The organism is Acetobacter zythi, from assembly GCF_963921165.1.
Taxonomy (GTDB): Bacteria; Pseudomonadota; Alphaproteobacteria; order Acetobacterales; family Acetobacteraceae; genus Acetobacter.
Map to the genome: position 1 here is coordinate 519,007 of NZ_CAWUEO010000012.1, position 19,775 is coordinate 538,781.

Genomic DNA, 19,775 nt, shown 5'->3' on the forward strand with positions numbered 1-19,775 from the left:
CACCATGTTTGGTCCCTTCGAGCGTGCGGTAGCTGGCCGTTATCTCCGCGCGCGGCGCGGGGAGCGGTTTGTTTCCATTATTGCCATATTCTCTTTGGTTGGCATTGCACTTGGTGTTGCAACGCTGATCATTGTTATGGCGGTTATGAACGGTTTTCAGGCCGATCTTATGGGCCGCATTCTCGGCCTGAACGGGGACCTGACCATTTATGGCGCGGGGCGCACCATCTCGCAGTATGAGGATGTGGCGCAGGAGGTGCGCTCCGTTCCAGATGTGCTGAGTGCTACCCCCATTATTGAGGGGCAGGTACTGCTGAGCGCCGGGTCTTACAGTGCGGGTGGTGTTGTGCACGGCATTACCGCACAGGGCCTGCAGGACCTCAAGGCTGTGAGTTCGTCCCTTGTGGCGGGGTCTTTGGACCAGTTTGGGCAGGGGGATGAGTCCATTGTGGTGGGCGTCACCATGGCCGAGCGGGCCGGGTTGTCCATTGGTTCGCGCCTGACGCTGGTCTCGCCCGAGGGGGCGGCCACGGCTTTTGGTACGGTGCCGCGTGTGCGGTCATACCGTGTGAGCGCCATTTTTGACGCAGGCGTGAACGACTATAATTCCAGCGTTGTGTTCCTGCCCATGCACGCAGCCCAGATCTACTTCCAGATGCCGGGTAAGGTTACGCAGATTCAGGTCGCCACCAAAGATGCGGAGCATGTCCGGCCTGTTACGCTGGCGATTGTTAAAGCGGTGGATGACCCCGGCTTGCGGGTGCTGGACTGGACAACCGCCAACAATGCCCTGTTCGGGGCTGTGCAGGTGGAGCAGAACGTTATGTTCCTGATCCTGACCCTGATTATTGTTGTGGCGGCGTTCAATGTCATTTCGTCCCTGATCATGATGGTGAAGGACAAAACAGCCGATATTGCCGTGCTGCGCACCATAGGTGCGAGCCGTGGCGCCATTATGCGCATTTTTCTTATGTGTGGGGCTTCGGTCGGGGTTACCGGCACCGTGGCTGGTACGGCACTTGGTATTGTGTTCTGCATGAACATTGAGCGTATTCGCCAGTTGCTGCAAAGCCTGACGGGCACCAACCTGTTTAATCCGGAAGTGTATTATCTGGAACATCTGCCCGCCAAGCTGGAATGGGGACAGGTTGGGGAGGTGATTGGTATGGCGCTTCTGCTTTCGCTTCTGGCAACATTATATCCGGCATGGCGTGCCGCCAAAACAGACCCGGTCGAGGCACTCCGTCATGAATGATTCCGTGGTTCTGCGCCTTGATGGCGTTCAAAAAACCTATCGCAGTGGCGAGCATGACGTGCTGCCCATTTTGCAGGGGGCGGATTTTACCCTCCATGCGGGGGAAATAGTTGCACTTGTCGCCCCTTCGGGCACGGGCAAGTCCACGCTGCTGCATCTGGCGGGCCTGCTGGATACGCCCGATGCGGGGGATATTGTCATCCGTGGGCAATCGACCAGAAACATGGCCGATGCCGGGCGGACAGCCCTGCGGCGCGATGAGATTGGTTTTGTGTACCAGTTCCATCACCTATTGGGCGAATTCACCGCGCGGGAAAATGTGGTTCTGCCACAAATGATTGCTGGCGTGCCCAAAAGGGTTGCCCGGCAGGAAGCCGAGCGTCTGCTGGATATGTTTGGCCTTGCCCACAGGGTGGACCATCTGCCGGGCAAGCTTTCTGGTGGGGAGCAGCAGCGTGTGGCCATTGCGCGCGCGCTGGCCAATGCACCATCCCTGCTACTGGCGGATGAACCGACTGGTAATCTGGATGTGCACACAGCAGATGCGGTGTTTACCGAACTGCTCGAAGCCGTGCGCAAGCGTGGGCTGGCCGCACTGGTTGCAACCCATAACGAGGAACTTCTGCCGCGCATGGACCGGGTTGTTACCCTGCGCGATGGCAAGCTTGTAACACGCTAAAAACAGGTAAGGCGGCCCCGACTCTGCATTAACAGCAGGGTTGGGGCCGCCTTATTGATGTGTGGCGCCTGTCAGGCGGGCAGCAGTGCCCGCTCGATCGCATTACGCACACGGGCAGAGGTTGGAGGCGTCAGGCTGGAAAACCACGCAACCGGCTGTCCGTTCCGCCCGATCAGGTATTTGAAAAAATTCCATCGGGGCCGAGCCAGAAAACCCAGTTCTTCATCCAGCCACTTAAAAAGTGGTATGGCCGCCTGACCTTTGACCACGCTGCGTGCAGCCATGGGAAAGGCTACACCGTAGTTTTTTTGGCAAAACGTCGTGATCTCTGCCGATGTTCCGGGTTCCTGCTGGCCAAAGTCGTTGCTGGGGACGCCAATAACCACCAGACCAGCCTTGTGGAACTGCGTCCACAGGGCCTGCAACCCTTCGTATTGTGGCGTAAACCCGCATTTGGAGGCGGTGTTCACAATCAGGATGGGCTGACCCTTATAGGCACTCAGGTCAATGCTGGTGCCATCGAGTGCGGGTAGGGTAAAATCGTATATGCTTGTTGCCAAGGTGCTGCCCTTTTGCTGCTTTTGTGGCAGGTAAGGCATCCTGTGTAGCGCACCACAAGAGAAGGAGCGAGGAGTTATGCTGTCTGCAAGTAGTGGGTGGAAGCCTGCTGCCCTGTTCCGGGTTCTTGTGCCAGACTTCCACCACATCTTGTGCGCGGCAAGATCGTGTTCTGCTTTTTGTTGTTCATTATGTTGAACTCGATCCCGTATGTGGAATATGAAGATATGAGCCTCTCCTGTCAACATGGAAAATAAGAATAACATGTCCAAATCGCAGGATACGGTTCCCGCTCTCCGCAGGGCCGTTCGTATACTTGATATGGTTAAGGATGCAGCCAAGCCGCCTCTGGCGGCGGATGTGGCCAGACAACTGGATCTGCCGCGCAGCACGGCCCACGGTCTGCTGGCCGTTATGCAGGAACTGGGGCTGCTGGAAAAAACGGTCACGCAGGGGTACCGGCTGGGTACACGTCTGCTCGACTGGGCCGGGGATGTTACGGAAAAGCGGGATCTGGTGAGCGAGTTCTACCATGTGCTGGAGACTCGCTCGGATCTGGAGTCCTTTACCGTAACCCTCACCATGCTGGAGGGAGCGGAGGTTGTGTACGTGGCCTGCCGCAACAGCGCGACCGTACTGGGGGCATCCTTTAGGGTGGGTATGCGCCTGCCTGCCATATTTACGGCTACAGGCAACGCCATACTGGCAGGTATGGACGATGCATCCTTCAGGGAATGGCTGGCCCTGCATCCGGTGACCACATGGCCCCAGCCGCTTACGCCGAACGGCATCTGTTCGGTCACAACATTGGTGCGTGAAATTGCCGAGATCAAGGACCGTGGTTACGCGGTGGATGACGAGCAGGTGCATGACGGTCTGTGGTGTTTTGGCGCGGTTGTTAAAGACCATTCCGGCCGTGCGCTGGCGGGGATCGGGATCAGCCTGCCTCAGGCGGAACTGGGGCGGTACAGTGTTGAACGGTTGGGGGCTGTGGCTTCCCGTCTGGCGGAGGCGGTTTCCTTCCGGCTCGGTTATCGCGTTGGTTAAGTGCTTGGAACAGGAACATAAAATGCGTCTTGCCGGTGTGCAGGCTGTTATGATGCCCCGCAACAACAGATGTGGCCGTGCCGCAAAAGGGGTAGCCTTTGGCATACTGCTTGGCCTGCTGCCCGCAGTGTTCTGGCCTTGTGCGCCACAGGCCCGAGCGGAGGGAGGTGTTCCTCAGACCTCCGCACGTTACCTGATTAACGTGCATGGTCTGCATGTGTTAACGGCAAGCGTTGCCTACAGGCTGGGGATTAACGCCTATAGTGGCGTGGCTCAGGTCCAGACGGCGGGTTTTTTTGGCCTGTTTGTACAAACAGATATGCGTATGCAGGGGTCTGGCCAGTTTTTGGCCAATGGGTTGGCCGAACCCGCACAGTATGACAGCGCAGGCACCTATAACCACGAACAGAGCCACCTGCACATGGTGTATCAGGCTGGAGTGCCCCAGATTACCGTGCAAGAACCCCCAGTTGGCACCCGCGAGAAGGTTACACCGGAAGAAAGAACCGGAGCGCAGGATGTTGTGGCCATTCTGGTTGGCCTGCTGCACCAGCTACAGACCCGGAGCCGCTGTGAGGAAACGCCGCAAAAGCTTTTTGATGGCCTGCGCCTGAGCACGTTGAGCGTGCGCAACACAGGGGTAGAGCGGCCACCATCGGGCACTTCCCGCGCGTGGGGGCAGGAGGCTGTGACCTGTAATTTTGTTTTGCAGCAGGTTAAGGGTTTTACGGCCAATGGCCAGTTCAGCAAACTCAGGCAGCCACAGATCGGGCGGGTCTGGTTTGAGAATATTCCCAACATTGGCATGTCGGTTGTCAGGCTGGAAGTGGAACACCCCAAAATGGGGCATATCGTCATGCGGTTGGACGAAACCCCAAAACAGACGCCCTAAACCCGGATATGCGGCGGGCTGGCTCCCCGGCGGGGTGCCAGCCCTTGCTGGTGGTTATTCCACGGTTACGGATTTTGCCAGATTACGGGGCTGGTCAACATCCGTGCCCTTGAGCACGGCAACCTCGTAAGCGAGCATCTGCACCGGAATGGTTTGCAGGATCGGGGCTACAAAGTCGTGCACGCGGGGGAGCACCACCATCTGTTCCGCAATGGCGGAAACCCGTTCGGCCCCTTCTGTGTCGGTCAGGACCAGCAGGCGGCCACCACGGGCTTTGGCTTCTTGCAGGTTGGACAGGGTTTTATCAAACAGCGGTGTAGAGGGCACACTGGCCACGATGGGCACTGTGCGGTCGATCAGGGATATGGGGCCATGCTTCATTTCCCCCGCAGCATATGCTTCTGCGTGAATGTAGGAAATTTCCTTGAGCTTGAGTGCACCTTCCATCGCCACAGGGAACATGCTGCCCCGTCCAAGGTAGAGCACGTCACGCGCTTCGGCCACCACGGCGGCCATTTTGCGAATGGCGTCCCCCTGGTTGAACACTTCCGCCGCACGGCTTGGCAGGTCCATAAGTGCGGCCACCAGTTCTTCTTCTCCCAACGGATCAAGCTTGCCGCGCGCACGTGCGGTGGCAATGGTCAGGCAGGCCAGAACGGTCAGTTGTGCGGTAAAGGCTTTGGTGGACGCCACCGAAATTTCCGGCCCGGCCACGGTCCCCAGCATCACGTCACTTTCGCGCGCCATGGTGCTGTGCTCCACATTGAGCACGGACAGGATGTGAATAGCCTTTTCGCGCAGGCTCCGCAGGGCTGCCAGCGTATCCGCCGTCTCACCCGACTGGGAGATCAGCAGACCCAGCGAGTCCGGTGTAAGGGGCGGGTTGCGGTAGCGCATCTCGCTGGCAACGTCGATATCGACTGGAAGGCGTGCAATTTCCTCCAGCCAGTAACGCCCGACCATGCCCGCGTAAAAAGCTGATCCACAGGCGGTAATGACTGCCCGAGGCACCTTGGCCAGATCAAAGGGAAGTTCTGGCAGAACCACCTTGCGCGTTGCCGGGTCGATCATGCGTTGCAGGGTCTGCCCGATAACCAGCGGGTGCTCGTGCAGTTCCTTTTCCATGTAATGGCGGTAGCCATCCTTGCCGATGGAACCTGCCGTTAGGGCGGTAATCTGCACCGGGCGTTCAAGGGGCGCACCATCAAAGGTCATGAACTGCGCACCCTGGGGGGTAATGACCACGCAGTCGCCATTTTCCATATAGGTAATGCGGCGGGTCAGGGGGGCAAGGGCGAGGGAGTCCGAGCCAAGGAACAGCTCATCATCTCCAAAGCCCACGGCCAGCGGCGCGTTGTTGCAGGCCCCGATCATCAGCCCTTCGTGGCCAGCAAAGATCATGGCAATTGCGTATGCGCCTTCTAGGCGTTTGAGCGCTTTAAGGGCTGCCTCTTTGGGGGGCAGTCCTTGTTGCAGATGGTAGTCCACCAGCAGGGCAATGGTTTCGCTGTCGGTTTCGGTTTCAAAAACCTGTCCGGCGGCTTCAAGCTCCAGCCTTAGCGCTTCAAAGTTCTCAATAATGCCATTGTGTACAATGGCTACGCGGGCGGTACCATGGGGGTGGGCATTGCAGGTTGTGGGGGCGCCATGGGTGGCCCAGCGGGTGTGGCCAATGCCGGTTTTGCCCGGCAGGGGATCATGCTCCAGCAGCTTGGCCAGATTATCCAGCTTGCCAGCCGCCCGGCGGCGCTCCACGCGCCCATCGACCAGAGTGGCAATACCTGCGGAATCGTACCCGCGATATTCCAGCCTACGCAGGCCTTCGAGCACAATGGGGGTTGCATGGCGTAACCCGACAACGCCGCATATTCCGCACATCAGCCGTTTTCCTTTTTTGCCTTCAGGGCATCTTTGAACAGTTTGCCACGCTCTGGTTTGGTGGTCTGGCGTGCACGCCCCAGAGCCAGAGCGTCTGGCGGCACATTGTTTGTAATGGTGCTGCCTGCCGCGATCAGTGCGTTATCACCTATCTCCACAGGGGCGACCAGCACCGAGTTGGAGCCGACAAACGTATTCTTGCCGATGGATGTAGGGTGCTTGAACACACCATCGTAGTTACACACAATGGTCCCGGCTCCAATGTTGGAGTGGGCACCAACCTGTGCATTCCCTATATAAGACAGGTGGTTAACTTTTACACCAGAGCCAAGTTCAGCACTTTTGAGTTCGACAAAATTGCCAACACGGGCGTTTGCGCCAATCGAGGTCTCAGGCCGCAGGCGGGCGTATGGGCCAATAATAGCGCCTGAATGAACCTCGCATCCCTCCAGATGGCTGAAGGCGCGAATAACAGCCCCTTCGTGCACAACAACGCCGGGGCCAAACACAACATTCGGCTCAACCAGCACATCGGCTGCCAGTTGCGTATCTGTGGCCAAAAAGACAGTTTCGGGGGCAACTAGTGTGACCCCGTTGTCCATGGCGGTCTGGCGCAGGCGCTTTTGCAGGGCGGCCTCCGCCTGAGCCAGTTCGCTACGGGAGTTCACGCCGCGCAGTTCGTCCTCTGCGGCTTCAACTGCGCGGACCTGTGCGTGTTCGGCAACTGCCAGGTCAACCACATCCGTCAGGTAGAACTCGCCCTTTGCGTTATCGTTACCCACGGCTTCCAGCCAGCGGCGGAAATCGGTTGCATCGGCACATAATACGCCTGCGTTGCACAGGTCTATGGCGCGTTCTTCTGGTGTGGCGTCCGACCATTCCACAATGCGTTCCACGTTGCCTGCATGGGTTACAACGCGGCCGTAGCGGGCGGGGTCTGCCGGGCGCATGGCCAGCAGGGCCAGCCCCACATTGGGTTTGCGCCGCTCATCCAGAAGTGCGCTGAGTGTTTGCGCGGAAATAAGGGGGTTGTCGGCGTACAGGACCGCCACGTCGCCCTCTCCAAACCAGTCCGCAGCCTGTAGGGCGGCATGGGCTGTGCCCAGTCGTTCGTGCTGGATAACAACGGGGTAAGGGGCGGCCACTTCCGCCACTTCTGCCATGTCTGGGCCAATCACGACCACCAGACGGTCAAAAACCTCTGCCGCGTTGCGCAGCAGATGAGCCAGCATAGGCCCACCGGCAAGATGTTGCACAGCTTTGGGGCGGGAGGATTTCATGCGGGTGCCCAACCCTGCGGCCAGAAGAACCGCTGTGGCAGGACGGAATGCGGGATCAGACGTCATAAGTGATGCGGTAAGCCAAGCTCCGGCATGTGTCAAACGTCTCGCTTAAGGAAAAACTCCATGCCAATATCATAAAAGTTTTCTAATATTTACGGGGCGGAGGAACGGAATGTCTGCTTTGCGTCTGGCCGTGTTTGATATGGACGGTACTTTGCTGGATTCCTTGCCGGATCTGGCTGAATGCTGCCGTGAAGTTCTGGCCCAATGCCATTTGCCGTTATTGTCGGATGCGCAGGTGCGCGGCATGGTGGGCAATGGCGTGCAGGCTCTGGTGGAACGGGCTTTGCAGGCAGCTTTGGAACAAAAGGCAGAAGCGAGCGGGGCGTTGCCTGCCATGCCTCTTTCCACGGAGGAGGCGGTCAGTCGTTTTATGGCGGCCTACACGCCACGGGCGACCCGCTTATCGCGTCTGTTCCCCGGTGCGGAGGAAGCCCTACGGCGCCTGCATGCTCAGGGCTGGCTGCTTGCGGTTTGTACAAACAAGCCAGAAAAAGCGGCACGTCGAATTTTGTCAGATTTTAACCTGACGTCCCTGTTTGCAAGTGTTGGCGGCGGAGACAGCTTTGCTGCACGCAAGCCAGACGCGCGGCATCTGCTAGGCACCATTGCGCAGGCAGGCGGAACCCCGGCCAGAAGCGTGATGGTAGGGGACATGCCGCCGGATTATCTGGCAGCGCAAGGGGCAGGGTGCCCATTTGTGTTTGCTGCGTGGGGTTATGGTGCGCCTGATCTGGCGCATAAGGTCGAGGCCATGAGCATGCAGGATGTTCCCGCTGTGCTGGAGCAGCTCATACCGGCCTGATGCAGGGTGTGAGCTGCTCTTTGGTGGGCTAGTGCCCGTATTGTAACTTAAGCACCGGAGCCAGTTTTTGGGCTAGAATAATATCGGCTTCCTTGTCGACATCCACAGCGGCGCGGCCGTCAGACAGGGGGAGTAGTTCGGCGCGCGCGCTTGTCAGGGTGTAAATGCGGGCATAGAGCGCCTGTGTGGACAGCCGCCCCAAAACAGCGCGGAGCAGAATGCCTAACCCCAGCGTCCATGCGACGCGCAGAGGGTGCTTGCGGTTTTTTTCCACATTGCGCCACAGGTCCGCAACCCGGGCCGACACCGAGGTTTTGAAGTAAAACAGGTTACAACCAGAAAAAACCATATCCGTCAGGCGGATATAGGTGCGTTTGGTCTGTGGTACGCTCTGCTGAATGGAAGCCTGAGTGGCCACGCCCACAGCAATATCTGTCTGGGGGGCGGATTTGTGGAGCAGCTCTTCCACCCATTCGGGCTGGAGCAGCGCGTTGTCCGCCGTTGTTACCAGTAAAGGAGTGCCACAGCGCGCAAGACTATCCAGCACGCTTGCACTTGGGCCTTCTGGCCGGGAGGGGACAACCTGCACACTGGAAGGCAGAATACCCTCCAGAATGGCTGGGTCTTCAAGGCACACCACAATGCGGGTAATGTCGGGAACAGCCTGTAGGGCGTTCACGACCCGCACAACCATGGGTACGCCATCAATAGGCAGAAGTGCCTTGTGCGATACGCCTCCGGCAACGGCAACAGGGTCCGGCTTGCCGGGGCGTGTTCCAGCAAGCACCAGAGCTGTAATGGCAGACGCCACGCTCATGCGGCGCGTTTCTGGTCTGGGCGGGCGCCATCGGGCCGGTCACGCGGAGGGGCGCCGGTCAGTTCCATAACCCACGGATAGCGGGATGCCTGCTCAATATCATACCCCAGATTGAACACGGTCGGGCTGCGTGGGCGGGCTTTGGCGTCCACGTAATAGGAACCAAGAACCCGGTCGACCACAAAGCTGGTAATGCCAAAATTACCATCTTCATCATGGAAGTGGTGCAGCACGTGGCGGGCCTTCATGCGCTGGATCCATGCCGAGCGGGGCTTATAGTTCAGGTGCTGAATGCAATGAAAAAATTCATAGATGCAGGTAATGGCAATACCCGTCCCCAATGCCGCAGCCGCCGTGCCAATGCCGCCGATCAGATACCCGATGGGCAGGGTAATAACGGCAATGGTGGGCAGGGTTGTGACCGGCGCGCCAAAGAGCACATCCAGCAGATGCGGGTCCTGATGGTGGTCAAAGTGGATGCGCTTCCACAAAGATGCGGTCCATTTGTTTTTGTACAGCAGGTGCCCGTGCAGAACGTAGCGGTGCAGCATGTACCATACGATGGGATACACAAATACGACCGCCAGCATGGCGCTCAGGGTTTTGGGCCAGCCAGCAAAAAAATGGGCAGCCACAAACGCGCTGGCAATAACAAAAGCAAAGTATAGCAGGATGGTTGGATACGTCAGATAGGCGATCCACAGCTGCCGGAGATCCATTTTGCCCAGATCAAAACTGCGGCCAGTTTTGAGGGAGGGATTGTTCAGAGTTCCGCTCATCGTGTTTCGTTCCTCAGAAGCACGGTGAGTGCTCCCAATGTAAAAATGATCAACGTGGGAACTGTTGCAATCGGAGGCGGGAGCAGACCGGCATTACCCATGGCCCGCAGCAGTCCCTGTACAACAATAAATAGCAGTCCGGCCCCCAGACACCATACTGGCAACCAACTGCGTGTACCCGTTCGTGGAGGGATATAGATTACTGGCATGGCGATCAACAGCAGAACCAGCAGGGATGCCGGGCGCAGGAACCGCTCTATAAGCCCGGCCTTGAGAAAGCCCGGGCTGGAATCGGAGGCAATTTGCTCGCGTAGCATGCTAATAATCGTGGATGTGGATAAAGGCGCATTGCCCGAAGACAGTCGGATAAAGTCCCTTGGGGCCAGAGTCGTTTTCCATGGCATGTTTGCCTGATGGTCCAGACGGTCGACTTTCTGGTCCTTCAGATCAATCGTCAGACCCTCCACGTCATAAAGGGTCCAGCCATGTGCGCCTGTGTATTGGGCTGTTTGCGCGTGCAGGGTCTTGTTCAGCATGCTGTCACCGTCACGCATGTACACGTCAACCGTGCCGAGCATGTTGCCGCCATCGGCCACATGGCCAATATGGGTCAGGTTTGATCCTTCATGGAACCAGAAGGAATGCCCGTCCTCGGGGTTGGGGTCGGTGCGATTCCACCATGCGGCCAGAGCCTGTTCGGAACGTGGGGTAACCTGATCGTCCAGAACAATGCCTGCCAGCCCGATGAGCAGTGTTGCGGGCACAAGGTATTTGTATAACCCGAACGTAGACAGACCAGCAGCACGCAGAATGGCCATTTCGCTGGCAAGGGTCATTTGCGTCAGCATGAGCAGTGCGCCAATGAGCGTGCTCAGGGGGAGCGCGCCAGACAGCAGGAATGGCATGCGCATGCTGGCGTAATTGATAATGCCCAAAATACCCAGATGCCGCTGCAAAATGGGTGTTGTCTGCTCCAGCAATGCCAGAATTTCCAGCAGGCTGACCAGCACGCAGCAGCAGAACACCACACGAAAAAGCAGGGCGCCGGACAGGTAGCGCAGCAGAACATAACGCGGGTAGGGGGAGGGCTTGCTCATAATACGGTCTTCTTTATGCCGACCGTATTCTGGTCGGTTGCGCCCTGTGGGCACGCCAGAGGAGGAACGTGCCTGAACGGTAAAGAAGCAGCGTTACGCACAGAGCAATAAATACAAGGGCTGGTGCCCATATGATCAGGACCGACAGTTTTTTGGTTGCGACCATACTGTGCCCGAATTGCAGAATATGGTCGAAACCGATCATGAGAATAAAGGCGATGGGCAGGCCCGCATTGTTGCGCTGGCGTTTGCGCGCCATGGCCAGAGCCGTAGCAAGCAGTGGGATAAATGGAATGGTCAGGCTGCGGGCAAGGCGGAAGTGCAGTTCCGACCACATATGCGGCTGCGAGATGCTGCCGTCCTGACGGATCAGGTTTCGGATCAGTTCGGGGGATGTCAGTTCCCGTTCATCATCCCCCCGTCCCCTGAACGGGGCGGTTTGGGAGGCATGGGTCAGGTAGCGTGTGGAATGTTGGAATGTTGTCAGGCTGGGGAGTTTGTCGCCCGAATCAGAGACAATAATTCCATCTTCCAGATCCAGCTGCACGGTGCCGCCGTCCGAGGCGATGCGGATATGGCCTTTGCGGGCAGTAATGTTGCGTTCCAGATGGTCCGATGTATCGTGGATAAAGACGTTTTTCAGCTCGGAGCCACTTTGGGTGACCTCCTCGGCCACAAGGGTCAGATCGGATGAGGGACGGGCGAACATGCGCGGCTGCAGGCGTGGGGACCAGCCCGTATGGCTGGCAAAGTAGAATGCAGCCCTAAAGTCATACCGGGCGTGGGGCTGAATAAATCCGTAAAGCAGGAAGGACACAACCCCAAGCCCCAGCCCGAGCTGGATATAGGGTCGTGTGATTCGGAGCAGGGAGAGACCGCTGCTGTTGGCGGCGTCAATTTCCTCATTCTGGCTCATGCGGCGCATGACGGCAAAAACCGAGACGCAAAGAGCGGCAGGTATGGCCAGCCCCAGATAATGGGGGAGCAAAGTGGTCAGCAGTTCAATAAACGTGCCCAGATTATTGTTGCCAGCAGCCAGCAGGTTAAAAAGAACCAGCAAACGCTCCAGCAGAAGTGCTGTCATGACCACTGCCAGCGCAACGGTAAACGGCGGGATAACCTGATTGATCAGGTAACGGTCAAGCGTTGTGGGCCTGAACCGCTGGATCATGCGGCGTATGGCGGGCGCGTTCAGCATGGGATGTGTCATACTGCGGTTTTCGGTAATTGGCGATGCAGTGTGTATGCCCTGCCTGTTTCACAGTTATGCATAAAACCATCCGTGCCGAGTGCTCTGCGCTGCACATCAATATCCCATGTGTGGGGCTGCGCGGTAATGGTTATTCGGTTCCAGCCTGCCGCTTTTTGGGGGCTGTCAGCAATATGCGAGGCAGAGGTCGTGCCCACAACAGGGATTGCAGAACCGGGAATGGTGGCCAATGTCGCGCGGTGGGAATGTCCATGCAGCACCAGTTCCGCTCCTTCATGCCGCAGGATATCCTGTAGGTTGTTCAGGTCGGTCAGTCCCTTGCGTTTGTCCACAAGCCCCATGACCGGAGGGTGGTGTAACAGCACAATACGGCACAAACCAGACTCGCCAAGTTTTTTGAGCGTGTTCCCCAGCAGGTCAAGCTGATCCCGCCCGGCTCTGCCAGTTGCCAGAAAAGGCAGCGACGGTGCGGCGGTGTTAACCCCGATCAGGGCCACATGGTTGTGCACCAGAACGGAAGGGGCTTTGGGGTTTGTGTCCATATGGAGCCATGGCGCCCACAGGGTCCGTTTTTCCTCGTTTTTTTCACGCACCAAGGCTTCGTGGTTGCCCGGAACAAGCAGGGCCGGGGGAAGATTCTGCTCATTTAACCAGCGTTGCGCCGCGCGGAACTCGGATAGCAGGCCCAGATTGGTCATGTCCCCCGTAATGGCGACAAGTTCGGGGTCAGACGCCGCAATATCGTGCATGACCCGCGCAAGGGGGGCGGCAGTATGCAGATGCCTGCGGCGGGTAAACCAGCTGAGCAGGCTTAATACGCGTTTGACACGCCATTCCCGCCATGTGGGCAGGCCCACCAAAGGCAGATGGGGGTCGGAAAAATGGGCGAGAAGAACGCTGGCCAAGAAAATTAGGTCTCCAGTCAGAGGCGTTGCCAGCGTACAGTATGTGACAAGCGCGCTCTGGCTCTTTATACCACTGAGCCGAGCCGGGGCAAAAGCACCGACCTGCAACTTGTGCATTATAGAGTACCTGAGTGCCCGACCAACTAGCCCTTATTTATAATCCGTTCAGCCGTAAAAACCTGAAGAATGGCCCTGACTACCTCCAGAGTATTCAGGCTTTGCCCAACGTCCTGTTTTACGCGCCGGACACGCACGCCGCCTTGCAGGCCGTGGTGGAGGATCTGCGTACGCGCAGGCTCTCCTGCATTGTGGTGGATGGGGGGGATGGCACGGTCGGCAAGGTGCTGAGCGCCCTGCATGCCACCGGCTGGCCCGCGCAGGAATGGCCGCCGGTTGCGGTTATTCCATCGGGCAATACCAATCTGATTGCAGCGGATGTTGGGTATGGCAGGCGTGGCGCGGAAGCCCTGCGTTGCCTGCAGGCTGATCTGCGGTCGGGGCAGGCCATGCTCAAGGTCAAGCAGCGTCGCCCGCTTGTTGTGCAGCGTACCGGGCAGGACGGTGCGGCCGTTCTTGGTTTTTTTGGAGGAATGGGGGCTTTTGGGCGCGGCATAAGCATTGCGCACCAGCCTGCCGTTCTCAAGCGTTACGCGCATGATATGGCGGTTATCGCCACTTTTGTCATGACTGTTATGCAGCTTCTGTTGCCACGTCAGCGTGATGGCTGGTTGACTGGCGCCACCGCTACGCTAACATATGACGGCAAAGTCAGTCCCGCGCAGAACCATTTTATGGTCCTTTGCACGGCCCTGAACACACTGCCCTATGGCGTATGGCCATTCTGGCGGGCCGGTGGGGCGGAATGCCAAGGCATGCATTATCTGGATGTGGCGGCTTATCCACCGTCTCTCATGCGGGCAGTCTGGACTCTGCTGCGCGGCAAAGCGCCTGAATGGCTGCGGCGTTCGCCTGCCTACCAGAGTGGGTCCGTGCAAACGCTGAAGATGCAAACAGCCGAGAATTTTGTGCTGGATGGCGAGATTTTGGAACCGGGCAAGAACGAGGACTTTACCATTCTGGCCGGTCCTGCTGTTTCCTTCCTTTATGCTTGATGGCTGACAAAAATGGCTGAAACCGAGCAGACACCCCGCAGTCAGGCCATTGGTCAGCTCACGCACAGACTGGCGCAGGAACTGGCCACCCCCGTTGCGCCGGAGGTCACTCTGTTCGTGGAGCAGATGCTGGGCAAGGTGCGCCCTCTTGGTGTTCTCTTTTACGGTTCGGGCCTGCGCAGCGGCATTGATGAGGACACGCTGCTCGATTTTTACATTATTGTGCGCAGGCAGTCAGACTGGCCGCGCTCCGGTCTGGCTTGCATGGCCAATGCCATGTTGCCCCCCAATGTTGAGTATTACGAGCACGAAGTGGCCGGTCGGCCCATGCGCGCCAAAGTGGCTATTCTTACGCTGGCGCAGTTGCATGCGCTGACCGGGTTTGCCCCGCTGAACACCACAGTCTGGGCGCGTTTTTCCCAGCCTGTCAGGCTGGTCTGGGGGAATAATGCACAGGCGGCGCAGGCCATAACGCAGTGCATTGTGCGTGCCAATGTGACAGCAGCAAGGTGGGCGGCCCTGTTGGGGCCGTACAAGGCGGCTCCCGCAGCGTTTTGGAATGCTCTGTACGCCAAGACTTACAAAGCTGAACTCCGTGTTGAAAACGGACGGCGGAGCAGTGGACTTGTTGACGCCAATCTGGAGCGTTACGAACACATTCTGCTCCCCTGCTGGCAGGCCGGGGGAATATCTTTCAGGCATGAAGGGGCAGATGTGGTTCCCGCCATTTCCTCCGCACAGAAGGACAAGGCCCAGCGCCAATGGCGGCTGCGGGCGCGGCTGGGGCGGCCACTGAATATTCTGCGCCTGATCAAAGCGGTTTATACATTTAAGGGGAGTGCCCGCTATGCCGCGTGGAAAGTCCAGCGGCATAGCGGAATAGAAATTGCCCTAAGCCCGTTTGCGGAAAAACATCCGCTACTGGCCGCGCCACCAGTGCTGTGGAAGCTCTGGCGGCAGGGAGCCTTCAGGCAAAGGCCATAAAGTTACGCGGCATTGGGCTGGAGCGGTACGCCACATTCCTGTGCGGCTTGCCCAAAAATGCGAAGAGCCTGATCAATCTGTTCAGCTGTGTGCGTTGCCATAACCGAGCAGCGCAGCAATGGCCGTGAGTCCGGGGTTGCCGGAGGCAGGCTGAGATTGACGTAAACCCCAAGCTCAAGCAGCCGGTTCCACATGGGAATAGCCTGCTCAACAGTTTCCAGCGTTACGGCAATAACCGGGCTAACCCGCTTGCTGGCGTTAAGGCCCAGCTTGGTAAAGCCTGCATGCAGGTGCGCGGCATTGTCCATAAGCTGGCGGCGTAGCTCTGGCTGGGCAATCATGTCCTCAAGAGCGGCACCGGTTGCGGCAATCACTTCGGGGGGGAGTGATGCGGTAAACATATATGGGCGGCAGTTCAGCCGCACCAGTTCCAGCTCAGGATGGTCGGATACGCAGTACCCCCCAACCGTGCCAAGGCTTTTGGAAAAAGTGCCAACAATAAAGTCAACATCGGCTTCCACGCCTTCCGCTTCGGCTGCACCCCGCCCATGCTCACCCAGCACACCAAAGGAGTGGGCTTCGTCCACCATAAGATATGCGCCGGTCTCGCGCTTGACGGCGGCAAACTCGGCCATGGGGGCCACGTTGCCGGTCATGGAGTAAATGCCTTCCACAACAATCAGCTTGGCGCTGTTGGGGGCATCCAGGCGCTTGAGGCGCTTGTACAGGTCGTCCGGGCTGTTATGGCGGAAGCGGATAACCTGTGCAGCACTCAGGCGGCTGCCATCGTAAATGCTGGCATGGCTGTCTGCATCCAGAATCAGATAATCGTCTTTGCCCGCCAGTGCCGAGATCATGCCCAGATTGGCCTGATACCCGGTGGAGAAGACCATAGCGTCCCGGCGTTTGAAAAAGTCGGCTATCTGGCGTTCGAGCTTGCGGTGGAGGGACTGTGTTCCATTGGCAATGCGGGAGCCGGTTGTGCCAACACCACAGGTTGCAGCAGCATCCTGTGCAGCTTTGATGGCGCGTTCAGACTGGCTGAGGCCCAGATAGTTGTTGGTGCCAAACAGCAGGGTTTCGCGGCCCTCTATCACACCAACAGTGGAGGAAATCGGCTTTTCAATGACAACGGCAAAAGGGTTGCGCCCGCCAGCCGCCACAACAGAGCCAAGAGCGCCCGCAAGGCCCTCAAATTTGGAAAACAGTGACGTCATCCACGCTTACCCTTTGTTCTTCAGGTCAACAATGCAGGCGGCAAGGTCGTTGATCGTACGGATATCCGCCAGCTTGTCGAGCGGGACAGAGACGTCCAGACTGTCTTCTACTTCCATGACAAAGTTCATGACCGCAAGAGAGTCGAATGCCAGATCTTCCATGATCTTGCAGTTGCCGTCGATGTCGCGCGGGACTTTGGGATTGGCAAGAAGCTTTTGGATGATCAGCGCGGAAACGCTTTCAACGGTTTCGCTCATGTCGGGTCCTTCATCCTATATGGCATTTATATCAAGCCGAGCTTGTGCCCGCCGTGCCGCCTTATGAGAGAAAAAACCAGATTTGACTAGCCTCTCGCTCACAGGCGGCATTCCTCCTGTAATTCAGGCGACTTCGGGCTGTTGGGCAAAGGCTCCGTTAACATACATTGTGCGTGCTCTGGCACGCGTCAGCTTGCCGGAGGATGTCTGCGGCAGCGTATGAGGGGGAACCAGAACGACCGACACATCAACCCCATGCAAACGACGGAACAGGCTGACTGTTTCCGCCCGCAGGGCTTCACGGGTTTCGGGGTTGGTGGTGCGGCACTGGATCAGGGCCACGATTTCCTCATGGTTGTCTTTTTCAAGCGAGAAAACAGCCACATCGCGGCTACGCAGTGTGGGAATGTGGGTTTCAGCCGACCATTCCAGATCCTGCGGCCAGATGTTGCGGCCGTTAATAATAATCAGGTCCTTGGCGCGACCGGTCACAACAACCTGACCGTTCAGCATGTAGCCCAGATCGCCCGTGTTCAGCCATTGGTTCTGATCCAGAACCTGAGAGGTTTCCTCAGGCATACGGAAGTAGCCGGACATAAGGCTTGGGCCACGTACATAAATGGTGCCGACCTCGCGGTCCTTGAGCACAATCCCGTCTGGGTTGCGGACTTCCATTTCGTGCTTGGGCAGTACCCGCCCGCAGATAACAAAGGTTCTGCTGGGCGTGTCCGGGGTAGCGGGAGCACGGGCAATGCCTTTGCTTTCCAGCAGCGGAAGGTCCACCGTGTCTGTTTCAATCCCGGTATTGAGCGGCACAAAACTGATGGCCAGCGTTGCTTCGGCCATGCCGTAGCTGGCCACAAATGCTTTGGCGCTGAACCCGGCGGGGGCAAAGCGTTCTGCAAATTCCTGCAGAATATGGGCGCGGATCATATCACCGCCAATGCCAGCTACCCGCCAACAGGACAGGTCCAGTCCAGCGGCGGCAGGGCGGCGGGCGCACAGTTCGTACCCAAAAGAGGGGCTGTAGGCGATGGTGCCACGGTTGCGGCTGATCAGGTCAAGCCAGACATGGGGGCGGCGCGCGAACTCGCGCGTTGGCAGCAGGTCAACCGTCAACTGGCATGTCATGGGGGTCAGGAAAAAGCCGACAAGCCCCATGTCATGGTAAAGTGGCAGCCACGAAACACAGCGATCTCCTGTCTCACGCACCTGCAACCCGTCATGGGCAATGGCGGCAACATTGGCCATGCCAGAACGCTGGGAGACACAGACCCCCATGGGAAAGCGCGTGCTGCCCGAAGAAAACTGAAGGTAGGAGAGTGCATCGGGGTCGACCGTCCCCAATTCCATGTCCGGCACGGGGCGGGCCATCAGTTCGCTGGGAGAGCCAGCAAAGACCAGACCAAGCCCGCTAACAATATCGTCTGTCCAACCTTCAATAATGGCGGGAATAACCACAGCACTGGCCTGTGCGCTGGTAATCATACCGCGCAGGGTGCTCAAATAGGCATCCTTGCCACCAAAGGCGACGGGCAGGGGCAGGGGGGCAGCCACAAGCCCGGCATACTGGCAGCCAAAAAAGATACGGGCGAAGTCACCATCGCTTTCGGCAACAATGGCCACCCGGTCCCCTGCCTGCAAACCCATACCGAGCAGGCGCTTGGCGGTTTCAATGGCCTGCGTTTGCAGCACGCTGTAGGGCAGCGCTTCAAGCAGCACGCCTTTGCCTGAGTAAATATTAAACCCGGCCGTGCCCTGTGCGGCATAATCCAGCGCTTCTGGAAAAGTCGCAAAGTCACCGTAGCGGCGCGGTTGTCCAGACGCGGAAGGAAGCGGCTGGAGAGTTGCTTCCGTGGTGGATGCAGAGGCTGGGTTCATTATGTTCATCAGTTGGCCATTCGAAGAAAATCAGAAATTGCGGCGGCGCCAACCGGCGCAGTAAGTCCGTCCCCCAGAAGGTCGAACGTCAGGCGTATATAGTCTTTTTGCAGATTTATGAAAGTATCATGCGGCCCGGAAAGCCATTCACCATCATTATCAAACGTATCAATTACCGTGATGACAGGCTTTTGGCACATTGTAGCGCGGTGTTGGCTGTGGTTTCTGTCCCTCATGTGGTTTTCCATAAAAAAGCTAATTTAAGATCGATATTTTCCAAGCAATAACAGCACACTAAGCAAAAATCTCCTCCGCAGTCTGTGCCACAGCACTGCATCTGCTCATATAGAAACAGGTAGGGTGGTTAAAATAAGGAAGAGTTGCGGTGGCCAAAAGGAACTGCTGAGCGGGTAGGGCGTTGTATGGGGTGCCCGACTTAACACTATGCCTCAGTTTTTTGGGATCTGCATGCGTATACCGCTCTCCAGAAGGGGAGGAACAGGCTTTGAACTAGAGTGCGGAATTTCAAGGTGTAGGTAGTCAGTTCAGCTCAATCCCATTCTGGCGATAAGGGGAGGGGCGTGTTCTTCAAGGTCAGCCTTTATCCATGGACGCATTGGAAATCTAAAGTAACAAATTGTGTTGCCGATTTGGGGTGAAGTTCTTTGGGTTTGAGGGGTCGGAAGCAGAGTTTTGCGATTCCTCACATATGCATCATCGAGAGAGGTGCTCGGCTGCGTGGTGGGACGTCAGGCTCATATAATATGACGTGTTGTTATGAGGCGCGCATGACGTGCTCGGAAGGTGTGCTGGGCATTATACAGCGTGTGAGTCTGGAAAGCGGCGGAAAAGCAGGCCTGAAAGAAAAATGTCATTTTTTTTGCGGATGAGTGTTGACGTTAGGGTGCCTGGGGGTATAGAAGCTGCTTCACCGAGACGAAGCGGTCTTGGCGGGGATGAGAGTTTCTGCTAAGTTCTTTGGCTCTTTGGTCATTGACAAGAGAATATGAGATAGAGAGGGATATGCTGACGGCGTGTTTTTCTGACTAAGTTTTCGG

General features: G+C 57.6%; 19 protein-coding genes. 7 read left to right on the top strand and 12 right to left on the bottom strand.

Going from position 1 to position 19,775, the window contains the following annotated elements; translation table 11 throughout:
* Nucleotides 1-4: 4 nt before the first annotated feature.
* A complete protein-coding gene (locus AABE20_RS08030) occupies nt 5-1,255 on the top strand; it encodes a lipoprotein-releasing ABC transporter permease subunit (protein WP_338332578.1) in 1,251 nt (416 codons plus the stop codon).
* Nucleotides 1,248-1,934, top strand: a complete 687-nt coding sequence (locus AABE20_RS08035) for an ABC transporter ATP-binding protein (protein ID WP_338332579.1) — start codon at nt 1,248-1,250, stop codon at nt 1,932-1,934. Before AABE20_RS08030 ends, AABE20_RS08035 begins: the two co-directional genes overlap by 8 nt.
* 71 nt (nt 1,935-2,005) lie before the next feature.
* On the opposite strand, the gene AABE20_RS08040 is transcribed toward AABE20_RS08035, so the two are convergent.
* Nucleotides 2,006-2,533: a glutathione peroxidase gene (locus tag AABE20_RS08040; protein WP_408740791.1), complete on the bottom strand. Its 528-nt coding sequence runs from the start codon at nt 2,531-2,533 to the stop codon at nt 2,006-2,008.
* A gap of 223 nt (nt 2,534-2,756) precedes the next feature.
* On the opposite strand from AABE20_RS08040, the gene AABE20_RS08045 reads away from it, so the two are divergent.
* Together AABE20_RS08045 and AABE20_RS08050 are read left to right on the top strand one after the other, a co-directional pair.
* Complete coding sequence (locus AABE20_RS08045; RefSeq protein ID WP_338332581.1) at nt 2,757-3,539, top strand: IclR family transcriptional regulator; 783 nt, start codon at nt 2,757-2,759, stop codon at nt 3,537-3,539.
* A gap of 22 nt (nt 3,540-3,561) precedes the next feature.
* Nucleotides 3,562-4,431 (top strand): DUF3108 domain-containing protein, encoded by an 870-nt coding sequence (locus AABE20_RS08050; RefSeq protein ID WP_338332582.1) that lies wholly within the window; start codon nt 3,562-3,564, stop codon nt 4,429-4,431.
* Between the two features lie 54 nt (nt 4,432-4,485).
* Here AABE20_RS08050 and glmS read toward each other — a convergent pair whose 3' ends face one another.
* Nucleotides 4,486-6,309: a glutamine--fructose-6-phosphate transaminase (isomerizing) gene (gene glmS / locus AABE20_RS08055; protein ID WP_338332583.1), complete on the bottom strand. Its 1,824-nt coding sequence runs from the start codon at nt 6,307-6,309 to the stop codon at nt 4,486-4,488.
* Nucleotides 6,309-7,655: a bifunctional UDP-N-acetylglucosamine diphosphorylase/glucosamine-1-phosphate N-acetyltransferase GlmU gene (gene glmU / locus AABE20_RS08060; protein ID WP_338332584.1), complete on the bottom strand. Its 1,347-nt coding sequence runs from the start codon at nt 7,653-7,655 to the stop codon at nt 6,309-6,311. Before glmU ends, glmS begins: the two co-directional genes overlap by 1 nt.
* Before the next feature lie 109 nt (nt 7,656-7,764).
* Between glmU and AABE20_RS08065 the strand changes: the two genes are divergently transcribed.
* A complete protein-coding gene (locus AABE20_RS08065; protein ID WP_338332585.1) occupies nt 7,765-8,457 on the top strand; it encodes an HAD hydrolase-like protein in 693 nt (230 codons plus the stop codon).
* Between the two features lie 28 nt (nt 8,458-8,485).
* Here AABE20_RS08065 and AABE20_RS08070 read toward each other — a convergent pair whose 3' ends face one another.
* Genes AABE20_RS08070 through AABE20_RS08090 form a run of 5 tightly spaced genes read right to left on the bottom strand, consistent with a single transcriptional unit; the run spans nt 8,486 to nt 13,265 of the window.
* Nucleotides 8,486-9,274: a nucleotidyltransferase family protein gene (locus AABE20_RS08070; RefSeq protein WP_338332586.1), complete on the bottom strand. Its 789-nt coding sequence runs from the start codon at nt 9,272-9,274 to the stop codon at nt 8,486-8,488.
* Nucleotides 9,271-10,053, bottom strand: coding sequence for a sterol desaturase family protein (locus AABE20_RS08075; protein ID WP_338332587.1), 783 nt, complete (start codon nt 10,051-10,053; stop codon nt 9,271-9,273). The genes AABE20_RS08070 and AABE20_RS08075 overlap by 4 nt, the downstream gene beginning before the upstream one ends.
* The gene (locus AABE20_RS08080; RefSeq protein ID WP_338332588.1) at nt 10,050-11,150 is read right to left on the bottom strand and encodes an LptF/LptG family permease; all 1,101 of its coding nucleotides are present in this window, start codon (nt 11,148-11,150) and stop codon (nt 10,050-10,052) included. The genes AABE20_RS08075 and AABE20_RS08080 overlap by 4 nt, the downstream gene beginning before the upstream one ends.
* A gap of 13 nt (nt 11,151-11,163) precedes the next feature.
* Nucleotides 11,164-12,360: an LptF/LptG family permease gene (locus AABE20_RS08085; RefSeq protein ID WP_338332589.1), complete on the bottom strand. Its 1,197-nt coding sequence runs from the start codon at nt 12,358-12,360 to the stop codon at nt 11,164-11,166.
* The gene (locus tag AABE20_RS08090; RefSeq protein WP_338332590.1) at nt 12,357-13,265 is read right to left on the bottom strand and encodes a metallophosphoesterase family protein; all 909 of its coding nucleotides are present in this window, start codon (nt 13,263-13,265) and stop codon (nt 12,357-12,359) included. The genes AABE20_RS08085 and AABE20_RS08090 overlap by 4 nt, the downstream gene beginning before the upstream one ends.
* 131 nt (nt 13,266-13,396) lie before the next feature.
* On the opposite strand from AABE20_RS08090, the gene AABE20_RS08095 reads away from it, so the two are divergent.
* Nucleotides 13,397-14,377 carry a diacylglycerol/lipid kinase family protein gene (locus AABE20_RS08095; protein WP_338332591.1) on the top strand — a complete coding sequence of 327 codons (981 nt, stop codon included), beginning with the start codon at nt 13,397-13,399 and terminating at the stop codon, nt 14,375-14,377.
* A 12-nt stretch (nt 14,378-14,389) separates the two neighbouring features.
* Nucleotides 14,390-15,361: a hypothetical protein gene (locus AABE20_RS08100; protein WP_338332592.1), complete on the top strand. Its 972-nt coding sequence runs from the start codon at nt 14,390-14,392 to the stop codon at nt 15,359-15,361.
* A gap of 2 nt (nt 15,362-15,363) precedes the next feature.
* On the opposite strand, the gene spt is transcribed toward AABE20_RS08100, so the two are convergent.
* The 4 genes from spt to AABE20_RS08120 form a co-directional block, all read right to left on the bottom strand.
* Nucleotides 15,364-16,578: a serine palmitoyltransferase gene (gene spt / locus AABE20_RS08105; RefSeq protein WP_338332593.1), complete on the bottom strand. Its 1,215-nt coding sequence runs from the start codon at nt 16,576-16,578 to the stop codon at nt 15,364-15,366.
* Between the two features lie 6 nt (nt 16,579-16,584).
* Nucleotides 16,585-16,836, bottom strand: coding sequence for an acyl carrier protein (locus AABE20_RS08110; protein ID WP_025826198.1), 252 nt, complete (start codon nt 16,834-16,836; stop codon nt 16,585-16,587).
* A 123-nt stretch (nt 16,837-16,959) separates the two neighbouring features.
* Nucleotides 16,960-18,726 carry a fatty acyl-AMP ligase gene (locus AABE20_RS08115; RefSeq protein WP_338332594.1) on the bottom strand — a complete coding sequence of 589 codons (1,767 nt, stop codon included), beginning with the start codon at nt 18,724-18,726 and terminating at the stop codon, nt 16,960-16,962.
* Entirely contained in the window at nt 18,726-18,953 is a 228-nt protein-coding gene (locus AABE20_RS08120; protein WP_338332595.1) for a hypothetical protein, read from the bottom strand. The genes AABE20_RS08115 and AABE20_RS08120 overlap by 1 nt, the downstream gene beginning before the upstream one ends.
* Between the last annotated feature and the right edge of the window lie 822 nt (nt 18,954-19,775).